A 12,971-nucleotide genomic window follows, 5' to 3' on the forward strand; every position below is an offset into this window, starting at 1 on the left:
GCCACCGGCCGACGCGGCGGAGCCTGGCACCGCCGGTCAGTCGCCGAGGTCGAAGACCGAGCCCGTGCGCGCCCGCAGTTCGCAGGAATTGGTGTACGTCCGCCGGAAGTCGACCATCCGGCCGTTCCAGCGGCCGTGCGCCGTGGCGGTGACCGGGGAGTAGATCCGCGGGCAGAACACCTTGCGGGCCGGGATGCGGTCGATGTCGCCGCGGGCCGCGGTCAGTTCGGCGCAGGCCTCGGCCGCGTACGGATGGCCGTGGGGCGGCAGGCAGCGCAGCAGGGCGCTGCGGCCGCTGTCGGCCCGGGCGCCCGAGCGGGTGATCGTGAGGTGCAGCCGGTTGCCGTGCAGCAGGGGCGCCGCCTGGGCGGGACCCGCGGCGAGGAGACCGGCGGCGGCCAGGAAGACGCCGGCGGCCGCTGTCGCTCTGGTGAAGTACGTCATGCCCGTTGCATCGGCAGGACGTCCGGTGTTCCGCAGTGCGGTCACCCGTTCGAACGACCGGGGCGCCGTGGCGACGCGCTCAGCTCAGCGACAGCCGGTACGCCACCCGCCCGAACGCCACCTGGTCGCCCTCGCGGACCGCGACCGCGCCGACCACCCGGCGGCCGTTGACGGTGGTCCCGTTGGTGGAGCCGAGATCCCGGAGGATCCACAGCCCGCCCTGCCGGCTGAGTTCGGCGTGCACCCGGGAGACCGTCTCGTGGGTCAGCCGCAGCCCGTTGCCCGGGTCGCGGCCTATCCGCAGCCGGGTGTGGGCCGGCCCCGGCAGCAGCAGCTTGGGCAGCCGCTCGGCCTGCCAGGCGCGGCGCAGTCGTACCGTGAAACCGGAGACGGCCTCGACGGTGCCGAAGATCGCGCGGGAGAAGCGGTTGTCGCGGGGCAGGTCGGCGACGAGGACGGCGAGTTCGTCGGCGTGCCGCGCGGCGAGCGCCAGTTCCATGCGGCGCACGAACGTCTCGTGCGACAGCCGGCCCTTGGCCGCGCCGTCCCGCAGCACCTCCAGCGCCGCTTCCCGCTCCGTGTCGGACAGCCGCGCGGACGCCGGGGCCGGGGCGGTGGGGAACTCGAAGGACGACGTCACGCCTGTGATTGTCGGTCAGTGGGCGGCGGGTGTCCAGAAAGCGGGTGATCCGCGCCCGCCCGACGGTACTTCCGCGCGGCCCGCCGGGAAACATCGCACGACACCTGGAGGGAAAGGGCCCGATCGAAGGGGAGATCGAGGGCGGGGGCGGGCACGATGGGAGCGCGGGACATCACGGTGAACAGACGAAGGGGAACCGTCCGTGCAGTTCGAGGTGTGGGCACCGCAGGCAGACCGGGTGACGCTCCAGTGCGAGGGCGCCGCGCGGGCGTTGGCGCGCGATCCGGAGCGCGCGGGCTGGTGGAAGGGGGAGGCGACGGCGGGTGACGGCGCCCGGTACGGATTCGCGCTGGACGACGGTCCGGTGCTGCCCGATCCGCGCTCGCGCCGGCAGCCGGACGGTCCGGACGGGCTCAGCGCGGTCGTGGACCAGGAGCGGTACCGGTGGCGGGTGCCGTGGCCGGGGCGGGAGTTGCCGGGCGCGGTGCTCTACGAGCTGCATGTGGGCACGTACACCCCCGAGGGCACCCTGGACGCGGCGGCGGCCCGGCTCGGCCATCTGGTGGAACTGGGCATCACACACGTCGAGTTGATGCCGGTCTGCCCGTTCCCCGGGCGGCACGGCTGGGGGTACGACGGGGTGTCGCTGTGGGCGGTGCACGAGCCGTACGGCGGCCCCGAGGCGCTGAAGCGGTTCGTGGACCGGGCGCACGAGCTGGGACTCGGTGTCGTACTGGACGTCGTGCACAACCACTTGGGGCCCTCCGGCAACCATCTCCCCGCCTTCGGGCCGTACTTCACTGACACGCACACCACACCGTGGGGCGCGGCGGTGAACCTGGACGCGCCCGGTTCGGACGAGGTGCGCGCCTTCCTCGTCGGCGGCGCGCTCGCCTGGCTGCGGGACTTCCGGCTGGACGGGCTGCGCCTGGACGCGGTGCACGCGCTGTACGACACCCGGGCCACCCATTTCCTGGAGGAGCTGTCGGCGGCCGTCGACCGGCTCGCCGCGGAGGTGGGCCGGCCGCTGTTCCTGATCGCCGAGACCGACCTCAACAACCCGCGCTTCATCACCCCGCGCACGGAGAACGGGCTCGGGCTGCACGCGCAGTGGAACGACGACTTCCACCACGCCCTGCACACCGCGCTGACCGGCGAGTCCCAGGGCTACTACGCGGACTTCGCGCGCGATCCCTTCGCCGCGCTGGCCAAGACGCTCACCGGGGGCTACTTCCACGACGGCACGTACTCCGGTTTCCGGGAGCGGCACCACGGGCGGCCGCTGGACCGCGCGCGGGTCGCCGGGCACCGGCTGCTCGGCTACTCCCAGACCCATGACCAGATCGGCAACCGGGCCCAGGGCGACCGGCTTTCGGCACATCTCTCGCCCGGCCTGCTGGCGTGCGCGGCGACGCTGGTGCTGACCGCGCCGTTCACCCCGATGCTGTTCATGGGCGAGGAGTGGGCGGCCGGCACGCCCTGGCAGTACTTCGCCGACCACACGGACCCCGCCCTCGCGGAGGCGGTACGCCGCGGGCGGCGCCGGGAGTTCGCGGCGCACGGCTGGGCCGAGGAGGACGTACCCGACCCGGGGGACCCGGCGACCCGGGAGCGCTCCTGCCTGGACTGGTCGGAGCCCGAACGCGTGGAGCACGCACGGGTGTTGGACTGGTACCGGCGGCTGATCGCGCTGCGCCGCGAGCAGCCGGACCTCACCGACCCGGATCTCGCCGACACGAAGGTGGCCTACGACGGGCGGGCCCGCTGGCTGGCCTTCCGGCGGGGCGACGTACGGGTCGCGGTGAACCTGGGCAAGGAAGTGGCCGCCATCCCGCTGGGCTCCCGCCCGGCCCTGGTCCTCGCCGCGTGGGAGCCGGTCGAGGCGCCGGGCGCGGACGGGATGCTCCAGCTGCCCGGGGAGTCGTGCGTGCTGCTCAGCCAGCCCTGAGACGGAGGAGCGGCCGGTGGGGAGGCCGCCCTGAGGTCCGTTACGGCTCCTCCCCCGCCGTCTTGAAGTCCGTCACCCGCTCCAGCAGGATCGGCTCCCACGCCCGGCGCAGCTGGGTGCGCAGCAGGGTCGGGTCGCCGGAGGTACGGCCGTCGAGGCGGTCCGCGAGGCGCAGCACCGTGTCGCAGCGGGCCAGCCACAGGCCGCGCAGGCAGGGGCGGGCGCCGTACCCGGCGAGGGTGGCGGCGCGGACGGCGGCCGGGGAGCCGACGGCGACGGCGAGTCCCGCGATGTCCTCGGCGGGATCTCCGAGCGCCACCTCGGTCCAGTCGAGGATGCCGCGCACCCGCCCGTCGGCGCTGACCACCACGTGTTCGCCGGTGAGCCCGTGGTGGGTGAGCACGGCGACACCGGGTTGCGCGGCGAGCTGGGCGGCCCCGGCCGGAGTGAGCTGGTACATCGGCGCGGCGTCGAACTCGTCGGCGGCGGCGAGCAGTTCGGCCGCGTGCACCGCCATCCGGCGCAGCGCCTCCAGGGAGCGCGGGGCGGCGCGCGGCACACCGAGCGACTCGGCCTGCCGTACCGGCACCGCGCGCAACCCGGTGAGCAGCCCGGCGAGATCGGCCTCGCCGGCCGCCGAGACCTCGTGCTCCTCGGCGGTGCCGCCGGGCACCACGGTGTCCAGGGTGCAGGCGAGGCCGGGCGCCCAGTCGGCGTGCGCGACGCTGACCGGCACCGCGACCGGGACGTGCGGGCGGACCAGGGCGCGCAGCCGCAGTTCCCGGCGGCGGCGGGTGGACGCCGCCCGGTCGGGCGCGAGACGCAGCACCTGGCGGGTGCCGACCCACCAGGTGTACGCGTGCCCCTCCCGTACGGGCCGGACATCGGGTCCGTCTCGCTCGGGGCCTTCCTTGAGCAGCGAACGGACCAGCTGGCGGACGGTGTCCGCGGTGGGGGTCGGTGCCTGGGTCATGGATCGCGCGTTGCCGTTCCGGGTGTCGTCGGGGGTGGTCGCCCCGGGCCCGCCCCGGGCCCGGGTCCGTGCCGTCAGTCCACTGTCACCATCTCGCGTCCGGTGTTGTTGAGGCGGCGGCCGCCGTCCTCGGTCACCGTCACGATGTCCTCGATACGCACCCCGAACCGGCCGGGCAGATAGATGCCGGGCTCCACCGAGAAGCACATCCCGGGCACCAGCGGCAGCTCCTCGCCCTCGATCATGTACGGCGGCTCGTGCGTGGTGACGCCGATGCCGTGCCCGGTGCGGTGGATGAAGTACTCGCCGTACCCGGCGTCGGTGATCACCTTGCGAGCCGCCCGGTCGACCTCCTGGCAGGCGACGCCGGGCCGCACCGCCTGGTAGCCGGCCTCCTGGGCCTCGCGCACGATGTCATGGACCCGGCGCTCCTCCTCGGTGGGCTCGCCGACGTGCACGGTGCGCGTGGTGTCGGAGCCGTAGCCGTCCTTCAGACCGCCGAAGTCGAGGACGACCATGTCGCCGCGCTGGATGACGCGGTCGCCGACCTCGTGGTGCGGGTTGGCGCCGTTGGGGCCGGAGCCGACGATGGTGAAGTCGACCTGGGAGTGGCCGAAGCGGCGCAGCAGCGCGGCGAGGTCACGGCCGAGGTCGGACTCGCGGCGCCCGGCGAAGGTCACCTTGCGGATCTCCTCGAACGCGGCGTCGGCCGCGGCCCCGGCGGCCGCGAGCAGCTCCACCTCGGCGGCGTCCTTGACCGCGCGCAGCATGGGCAGGGCGTCGGTGAGGGCGGCGTACGAGCTGTCGGGCAGGGTGCGCTGGAGGCCGAGGACGTGCATCCCCCAGGTGTTGTCGCTGATGCCGTACCGGCCGCGGCCGTCGAGCAGTTCGCCGGTGACGGCGTAGGGGTCCTTGCCGTCGGTCCAGTCGCGCAGGGTGAGCGCCTCGCCCGCCACGGAGTGCTCGGCGTCCGGGGCCTCCAGGGTGGGGACGACGAGGACGGGGTCCTGGCCGGGGGCGAGGACCAGCAGGGTGAGCCGCTCGGTGACGGCGGTGGGGGTGTAGCCGGTCAGCCACACCATGTCCGGTCCCGGCGCCACGAGCAGCCCGGCGAGACCGGCGTCGGCCGCGGCGCGCGCGGCACGCTCCATGCGGGCCTTGTGGTCGGCTGCGCTGAAGGGCGTGGTCGTCGTACCGGTCATCCGGGCCTCCGGGTGGTTCTGGCTGGTCGGGCGGGTGGCAGGGCGCGCGCGAGGCGCCCCGGGCAGCATCCTGCCCGCCCGCACCGGGCCGCGCGACCCGATCGGCGGATCCCGCGTCCGCCGGGCACGGCGGAGGTCCGCGCGGGGCGGGTCGCGGGGGTCGGCAGGACGTCCGGCACCCGGCCATCATGACCCACCGGCCCCCGGTTTCCGCGGCGCTCAGGTCACCACGCCCGGCACCACCGTCAACTGCTGGAAGCCGCCGCCGCTGTGCCGCACGGTCAGCAGGACCTCGCTGCCGGGGCGGGCGCGGGCGACGGCCCGTGCCAGGTCGGCTGCGGTGTCGACGCGGGCGGCGCCGAACTGGAGCAGGACGTCCCCGCGGGCCAGGCCCGCCCGGTAGCCGGGGCCGGGCGTGTGCACGCCCACCACCAGCGCGCCGGGGCTGCCGTAGTCGACGGCCTCCACGCCCAGGGTGGCCCGGGGGCCGCTGTCCCGCGCGGGTGCCGCCGCGGCCCAGGGCTGCGGCGCGGTCTCTCCTGCCCCGCCGAGCACGGTGGCGCCGACCGCGCCGATGCCCACGCCGGACAGCACCAGCAGGGTGCCCGCGCAGGCCCCGAGCAGCAGGGTCCGCAGCCGCCGGCGGCGCCGGTTCGCGGCGTGCGGATGGTGGGCGGGGCCGCCGCCCGGGCGAGGACCGCCGCCCGCCCGGGGGCCCCGGCCCGGCAGCGGCCTGGGCCGCAACGCAGTGTGTTCCATGGTTCGTTCGCCTCCGGCCGGTCATCTACCCGGCGCACCGGCCCCTGACGAGACACGAACGAGTGAGACTGGCCGGAGACCGGCGGCGGGTAGTCACTACGGACACCCCGCGCACCGGCCCCGGCTCAGGGCCGCTCAGGGTCGGCTCAGCCCATGTGCCCGCCGGGCACCCCGTAAGACTTCCTTGCGGCCCTGCTCGTTGGGGGCTGCATGGGGTGCACGATGGGCGCGAGGTTGAGGAAGCTCCACTGCTCGTGGCTGCCCTCGCCGATGGTGAATTCGAGCCCGTCGTTGAAGGTCCGCGCGATGCGGCGGTACGTCTTGGTGCGGTGACCTCGGCCATCTCCCAGATCTCGGGGTGCCCGCCCGTGCCCTTGGTGGCGGGCGGGGTGAGCACGACCAGCCGGTGGCCGTGCGGCAGGTCGTGGGTGAGCCGGCGGAAGGAGCCGGACAGGATCTCGGGCAGCTCGAAGGTGGCGTGCTCGGCGGGCGCCGCGGTCAGGGTGGGCAGTTCCGCGCCGAAGTCCACCGGCAACATCGGCCGCAGCACCGGCGGCACGGTCAACAGCCCGGCATACGGCCGCAGTTCGCCCGGCGTCCGCTTCTTCTCCTCCGTGGCGCCGGTGATCCTCTCGACGGCCTTCTCGATGATCTCGGTTCTCTGAATGCCCTGCTCCGTACGAGTAGATTACGAAACGGCCGATCAGCCCGGAGTGAGCAGCGGCCGCACGGGCGGGCGGTCGGGCAGGAAGCCATGGGCGCGCCGTGACAGCCAGGCGTCCTTGTAACGGTCCACGCTGCGGTGCCAGTTGAGGATTCCCGCGAGCCAGTTCCGCAGGTCGTCGACGTAGCCGTCCACCGCCGCGCGGGCCTGCGGGGACAGTCCGAAGTCCTCGTACAGCAACGGCAGTTCATGGGCGACCACATGTTCGAACTGCCGCATGCGCTGGGTGGTCAGGTCGTGGACGACGCCGAGCGCGGTCGGGTAGTCGACGCCGAAGAAGTTCTGCACGACCAGGACGGCGTTGTGGATCTCGCCCTCGTACTCGATCTCCTTCTGGTACGAGAAGATGTCGTTGAGCAGGCAGGCGTAGTCGATGGCGGCGTTCTCCAGGGAGCGCACCGGGCCGCTGCGGTAGACCTCCGGCGGGACCGCGGGGCCCCGGCCCATTCGGCACAGGCTCAGGGTGAGGTCGGAGCCGAAGGTGGCGCGGCGCATCTCCAGGTAGTCGACCGGGTCGGGCACGCGGTTCTGGAGCTGGTTGGACAGCTCCCACACCCAGCTCTCGGTCATGGTGTCCACGGCGGCCTTGAGGGTGCGCCGCTGTCCGGTGCTCATCGGGGCGGTGGTACGGGCCCACAGGTCGCTCAGGGAGCGTTCCATGGCGTTTTTGGGCACCAGCGGGGGCTCGCCGTCGACGGGCATGCAGGCCGACAGGCGGGCGGTGGTGAGGCGGGCGGCGGCCAGGTCCCTGCGGTGGCCGTGGACCAGGGGGTAGTAGTCGTCGCCGTAGGTGCCGAAGGCGAGCCACTGGGCGCTGAGGTCGAGGGCCTCGGGGGTGGCGTCGGGGTCGAGGCCGGCGGAGCACAGGGCGAGATCGTAGGCGCGCAGTTTGTCCTCGTCCCAGACGCCCTCCTGGAGGATGCCCATCTGGTCGCACCAGGCGCGCAGATTGCGGCGGGCGGCGTCGAGGTGCGGGCTGAGCTCCAGGGCGAACGGCATGTGGAACTCGGGCAGGATCGAGGGGCCGACCTTCTGGTGGGGCACATGCGTGTAGGCGCGCAGCCGCTCGTGCGCGGCGGAGGCGAGCAGGGCGCCGATACGGGCGGCGGAGGTGCCGGGGCCGCTCGGCAGCAGCCAGGGCGAGTCGTTTCGCGCGCCCTTGTTCATATAGCGGCTGGAGCGCAGATGCCATTCGTGGCCGCCGCTCTGCCAGTCCTGGAGTCCCTTGGCGTAGGCGGCGATCGCGCCCGTCTCGGCCGGGGTGAGGCGGTGTTCCAGGGCGATCGCGGGCACCTCGGTGAGCGCGGTGTGCTCGAACTGATGCAGGCGTGAGGTGAGGATGTCGTTGACGGTGTCGGCGGCCTGCTGGGTGGTGCAGCCGAAGAAGGTCTCCAGGACGAGCACGCCGTTGCTGTTCTCGCCCTCGTCCTCGACCTCGCGCTGGTAGGAGAACAGGTCGTTGCGCAGATGCACGGCGTCGGCGAAGGTCTCCATCAGCACCCGCAGCGGCCTGGTCCCGGCGACGGAGGCGGGCACCTCGGCGGTCGCGTACTCCACGAGCCCGGCGGACCAGGGCGCGCCGCCCACCTTGCGGCGCATCTCGATGTACTCGACGGGGTTGGCGATCCGCCCCTCGTTGATGTTGGACAGCTCCCACATCGACTCGTTGAGCAGATGCTCGGTGGCCACCGAGAAGCGGCGGCGCCAGTCCACCGACATCGCGGGCACCGTACGCGCCCACAGGTCCTTCAAACCCGCCTCGACGGGGTTCTCCGGCTCGGGCACCGGGGTCGCGGGATCGATGGGCATGAACAGCGGGAGCCGGTCGAGGTGGGCCTTGCCCGCGGCGCGGTCCTGGGTCCGCTTGAACATGTCCAGGAAGTGGTCGTCGAAGAAGAACACCCACACGTACCAGTCGGTGATCAGTGAGAGGGCGGCGCCGTCGCAGTCGGGGTGGGTGTAGGCACACAGCAGCCCGTAGTCGTGCGCGTCCAGGTCGGCCTGGTCCCAGATCCCGGAGCCCTCCAGCATGCCCATCTCGCGCGCCCAAGCGGTGGAATGGGCGCGTGCCTCGTCGAGGTGCGGATTGAGCCGCGCGGGAAACGGCATGTAGAAGTGCGGGAGTTCGAACGGCTGCGTCATGGCCGGGCCCTACCCGGGGCCCCGAACACCCATCCCATGCGCGGGACATGATCACACCATCGCGTGAACCGTCCCCGGGGTGGGCCCCGTCCGTGCCCTTGCCGTGCTCGGGCACCCGGGCCACGGTAGGCGCATGAACTCCTTCGTGCTGCCCCATGAGGTGCACGGCGACGGCGCCCACCGGGTGTTCGCCGTACACGGCTGGTTCGCCGACCGCTCCGCCTACGCGGCCGTCCTCCCGGACCTGGACCGCACCTCCTTCACCTATGTGCCGGTCGATCTGCGCGGCTACGGGGAGGCCGCGGACGCGCCGGGGCCGTACACGACGGCTCAGGCGGCCGTGGACCTGGTGGCGCTGGCCGACCGGCTCGGCTGGGCCAGGTTCTCGGTGATCGGCCACTCCATGGGCGGCGCGGTGGCCCAGCGGCTGCTCGCGCTCGCCCCCGAGCGGCTACGCCGGATCGTCGGGGTCTCCCCGGTGCCCGCCGCGGGGATGCCGCTCTCTGGCGAGCAGGGCGCGCTGTTCACGGACGCGGCGCACAAGGCGGGCAACCGGCGCGCGATCATCGACTTCACCACGGGCGGCCGCCGTCCGGCCGCCTGGCTGGACCGAATGGTGTGGACGTCGTTCCAGCGCAGCGACGCGAAGGCGTTCCGGGCCTGGCTGGACTCATGGGCGGGCGAGGACTTCCATGCCGAGGTGACCGGCAGCGAGGTGCCCGCGCTGGCCGTGGCGGGCGAACTGGACCCGGCCCTGTCGCCCGACCTGATGCGGGCGACCTGGCTGTCCTGGTACCGGCACGGCGATCTCGTCGCGCTGCCCGGGGCCGGGCACTACGCGATGGACGAGACACCGCTGGAGCTGATCCGGGTGGTGGAGGACTTCCTGCGCGCGGACGGGAGCGACCGGGCGTGAGCGCAAGGACCACCGGCCCGGTGCCGGACGTCTTCGACCCGCGCCAGTACGCCTGCGGGGTGCCGTACGACGCCTACCGCGTGCTGCGCGACGCGCACCCGGTGGCCTGGCAGGAGGAGCCCGAGGTGCTGGGCTGGCCCGCGGGTCCCGGGTTCTGGGCGGTGACCCGGCACGCGGATGTCGTCCGGGTCCTGAAGGACTCGGCCGTGTACTCCTCGCACCTCGGCGCGACCCAGATCCGGGACCCCGACCCGGAGGATCTGCCGTTCGTGCGACGCATGATGCTCAATCAGGATCCGCCCCACCACGGCAGGTTGCGGCGGCTGGTGAGCCGGGCGTTCACCCCGGGGCGGATCGAGCGGTTCGCGGCCCTCGCCCGGGAGCGGGCGCGGACCCTGCTCGCGACGGCACGGGAGCGGGCCGCGCGGGGGGACGGCACGGTCGATCTGGTGGCGGCCGTCACCGACGAGTACGCACTGCTCAACCTCACCGATCTGCTGGGCGTCCCGGACGGCGACCGCCGGCTGCTGCTGCACTGGACGCGGCGGGTGATCGGCTACCAGGACCCGGACGAGGCCGCCCCCCGGGTCCTCGACGGCTCGGGCAAGCCGCTGAACCCGCGCTCTCCGGCGATGCTGCGGGACATGTTCGGCTACGCGCACGAACTGGCCGCGCACAAACGCGGGCACCCCGCCGACGACATCATGACGACCCTCGCCACCGACCCCGAACTCACCGGGCCCGAGCTGGAGATGTTCTTCTTCCTGCTCACGGTCGCGGGCAACGACACCGTCCGCAGCGCGGCCCCGGGCGGCCTGCTGGCCCTGGCCGAACATCCGCGGTCGTACGAGCTGCTGCGCACCGGAAGATCCGAACTCACCCCAGCCGTCGACGAGTTGCTGCGCTGGCATCCGCCCGTGCTGACCTTCCGGCGCACCGCCGCGCAGGACACCGAGCTGGCGGGCCGGCGCATCCGGGCGGGCGACAAGGTCGTGGTCTTCCACGCCTCCGCCAACCGTGACGAGCGGGCCTTCGCCGACCCCGGCCGGCTGGACCTCGCCCGCTCCCCCAACCCGCATGTCTCCTTCGGGGACGGCCCGCACGTCTGCCTGGGCGCCCACTTCGCCCGGCTTCAACTGCGGCTGCTCTACGCGGAGGTGGCGCGCGCCCTGCCCGAACTGCGCCCCGCCGGCCCGGCCGAGCGGCTGGTGTCCAACTTCATCAACGGGCTCAAATCCCTTCCCGTGCAGATCGGTTGACCTGGATCAGCGCATGCGTGCCGTCCGTGCGCCAGCGCTGCCCCTCCGCCGTCACCAGCCGTGCCTCGGTGGCGGCGGTCAGCCCGGTGATCACCTCGGACTTCAGGGTGCGCAGCGCGGCCACCGGACCCGGGAAGTACGCGGTCGCCGCTTCGAAGGGCGTGGTCGGCGGCCAACGCCGATCCCCCACCAGGCGGCGGTAGTTGAGGTCGCCCTTGAAAACGGTGAGGCCGGCCGCGGCGAACTCGGCGCGCAGGTCCGGCGGCATCCGCTCGTACGGCAGCGGGGCGCAGAAGAAGGGGTGGGCGCGGACGGTGAGCCGCCCGTCGGCCATGGCGGAGCGGAGCAGCCGCCCCAGCTCACCGGCCGCGCCCGGCGCCGTACGCAGCCGTTCCAGGCCGTCGAGCACATCGGCCATGATCGCGTCCGAGACGTAGTACGGGTACGGCTTCACCTGGAGCACCGCCCGCGCGATCCGGCCCCCGGCGAGCAGATGGGCGATCAGCAGCAGGTCGGGGACGAGTTCACGGCCGGCGTTGTCCGCGACGAGGACCAGGTCGGCGGCGCCCCCTGGCGGCAGCAGCGACCACAGCCGCTCGCTGTCGTCGGCGACCAGCGCGGGGGCCGGCTCCCGGGCCTCGGCGCCCTCGGCGGACAGCCGGAACCCCAGGTCGGCGCGGTTGCCCCAGAGCGAGCCATGCAGCAGGGCGCGGCCCCGCTCGGGCTCCGGAAGGTCCCGCAGATCGTCGAGGGCGGCGAGTTCCCGGTCGGTCTCCGGCGCGTCCAGTTCCGCGCGCTTGACGGGCCGGAAGGGGTCGATGCCCCGCCAGGGCCCGGGCGTGAAGTAGCCGACGGCTTCGAGGAGTCGGCGGTAGAAGTAGCTCTCGGACCACAGCCACGGCACGTCGAACCAGGACTGCCCGGCGTACTCGGCCAGGCCCCACGCGTGCCAGGCCGCGCGGTCCGGGGCGTCGGCGGGCAGGGGCGCCACGGTCCCCTCGGCGCAGCTCTTCAGCAGCTCGTCCAGCGCCCGGTGCTGCCCGGGGCCGTACGGGAGGGCGTCCCGCACCTGGCGGATGATCGCCGGGTGCCGCTCGGCCAGCACACCGTGCGGGAACGAGCCGGGTTCGTTGCCGAGAATCACGGATGCGAACGGGGTTGCGGGCATGTGCGTCACCGTACCGCGCGTCCTACGCGGTTCTGATCTCCCGCTCCAGCTGCGTGGCGAGGGTGACGTAGCGGGGGCGGCGGTGCACCGGGACCAGGCCGCGGATCATCAGGTGCCACATCTCGGCGACCCGGCGCGGCAGGCGTCCCACGGGTTCGAAGCGGCCGGCGACGCGGGTCCCGAAGAAGAAGCAGACGAGCGAGTGTGCGGCGGCGGAGACATCCAGGTCGCCGTGCACATCGGCCTCGCGCACGGCCCCGGTGAACTTGCGGGCGGCGAACTCCAGCCATTCGGTGTAGGGGTGGCGCAGCGGCGGCCGCACGGTGACGTCGGCGGTGGCCAGGCGCAGTCCGGCGCGCGGCACCGGGTCGTCCACGGCGAGCCGGGCGATCCCGAAGGTGGTGCGCATCAGGCCCTCCAGGGAGGAGTAGCCGCGGCCGTCGAGATCGGCCACCAGACGGCGGGCCGCGCGGTTCTCCAGCTCCAGGATCGCGTGCGCCAGGTCCTCCTTGGCGGCGAAGTGGAAGTAGAGGGCGCCCTTGGTGACCTTCGCGTGTGCGACGATGTCGCTCAGACTGGTGGATTCGTAGCCGTGTTGGTCGAACAGATCGGCGGCGGCCGTGATGATCGTGGCCCGGGTCTGTTCGGCGCGTAACTGCCTCGCCATGCTGGGACCCCTCCTCGCGAGACGAACGAACGGGACATGCGGTTTGTTTTTAACCCCTTGCATACGATAACTCACCGAATGACAACGGGAGTCCCCATGATCGCCACGATACGAGGCGGACGGCCGACT

The 12,971-nt window shown here is 73.3% G+C and carries 11 protein-coding genes and 1 pseudogene; 3 read left to right on the forward strand and 9 right to left on the reverse strand.

The window, feature by feature from the left end:
* Positions 1-36: 36 nt before the first annotated feature.
* Complete coding sequence (locus tag HEP81_RS09455; protein ID WP_037655463.1) at positions 37-444, reverse strand: SSI family serine proteinase inhibitor; 408 nt, start codon at positions 442-444, stop codon at positions 37-39.
* Positions 445-523: 79 nt separating this feature from the next.
* Entirely contained in the window at positions 524-1,084 is a 561-nt protein-coding gene (locus tag HEP81_RS09460; RefSeq protein WP_037655461.1) for a DUF1707 and FHA domain-containing protein, read from the reverse strand.
* Between the two features lie 202 nt (positions 1,085-1,286).
* On the opposite strand from HEP81_RS09460, the gene treZ reads away from it, so the two are divergent.
* Complete coding sequence (treZ, locus tag HEP81_RS09465; protein ID WP_037655459.1) at positions 1,287-3,032, forward strand: malto-oligosyltrehalose trehalohydrolase; 1,746 nt, start codon at positions 1,287-1,289, stop codon at positions 3,030-3,032.
* A 40-nt stretch (positions 3,033-3,072) separates the two neighbouring features.
* Here the strand turns inward: treZ and HEP81_RS09470 are convergent, their stop codons facing one another.
* The 5 genes and pseudogenes from HEP81_RS09470 to cyc2 form a co-directional block, all read right to left on the reverse strand.
* A complete protein-coding gene (locus tag HEP81_RS09470) occupies positions 3,073-4,005 on the reverse strand; it encodes an aminoglycoside phosphotransferase family protein (RefSeq protein ID WP_037655458.1) in 933 nt (310 codons plus the stop codon).
* Positions 4,006-4,079: 74 nt separating this feature from the next.
* Positions 4,080-5,207 carry an aminopeptidase P family protein gene (locus HEP81_RS09475; protein ID WP_037655457.1) on the reverse strand — a complete coding sequence of 376 codons (1,128 nt, stop codon included), beginning with the start codon at positions 5,205-5,207 and terminating at the stop codon, positions 4,080-4,082.
* Between the two features lie 219 nt (positions 5,208-5,426).
* Entirely contained in the window at positions 5,427-5,966 is a 540-nt protein-coding gene (locus HEP81_RS09480; protein WP_037655455.1) for a PDZ domain-containing protein, read from the reverse strand.
* 209 nt (positions 5,967-6,175) lie between these two features.
* A pseudogene (locus HEP81_RS41425) lies at positions 6,176-6,579 on the reverse strand (cupredoxin domain-containing protein); the annotation flags it as partial.
* Between the two features lie 90 nt (positions 6,580-6,669).
* Positions 6,670-8,832, reverse strand: coding sequence for a germacradienol/geosmin synthase Cyc2 (cyc2, locus tag HEP81_RS09490; protein WP_037655452.1), 2,163 nt, complete (start codon positions 8,830-8,832; stop codon positions 6,670-6,672).
* 133 nt (positions 8,833-8,965) lie between these two features.
* Here cyc2 and HEP81_RS09495 point away from each other — a divergent pair, with 133 nt between their 5' ends.
* Both HEP81_RS09495 and HEP81_RS09500 read left to right on the forward strand, forming a co-directional pair.
* The gene (locus HEP81_RS09495) at positions 8,966-9,748 is read left to right on the forward strand and encodes an alpha/beta fold hydrolase (protein WP_037655451.1); all 783 of its coding nucleotides are present in this window, start codon (positions 8,966-8,968) and stop codon (positions 9,746-9,748) included.
* The gene (locus tag HEP81_RS09500; protein WP_078967361.1) at positions 9,745-11,007 is read left to right on the forward strand and encodes a cytochrome P450; all 1,263 of its coding nucleotides are present in this window, start codon (positions 9,745-9,747) and stop codon (positions 11,005-11,007) included. The genes HEP81_RS09495 and HEP81_RS09500 overlap by 4 nt, the downstream gene beginning before the upstream one ends.
* On the opposite strand, the gene HEP81_RS09505 is transcribed toward HEP81_RS09500, so the two are convergent.
* The gene (locus HEP81_RS09505) at positions 10,979-12,175 is read right to left on the reverse strand and encodes a damage-control phosphatase ARMT1 family protein (protein WP_078967360.1); all 1,197 of its coding nucleotides are present in this window, start codon (positions 12,173-12,175) and stop codon (positions 10,979-10,981) included. The genes HEP81_RS09500 and HEP81_RS09505 overlap by 29 nt on opposite strands.
* A gap of 22 nt (positions 12,176-12,197) precedes the next feature.
* Positions 12,198-12,842, reverse strand: a complete 645-nt coding sequence (locus HEP81_RS09510; RefSeq protein ID WP_037655450.1) for a ScbR family autoregulator-binding transcription factor — start codon at positions 12,840-12,842, stop codon at positions 12,198-12,200.
* Between the last annotated feature and the right edge of the window lie 129 nt (positions 12,843-12,971).

Source organism: Streptomyces griseofuscus (genome assembly GCF_014673495.1).
GTDB classification, from domain to species: domain Bacteria; phylum Actinomycetota; class Actinomycetes; order Streptomycetales; family Streptomycetaceae; genus Streptomyces; species Streptomyces murinus.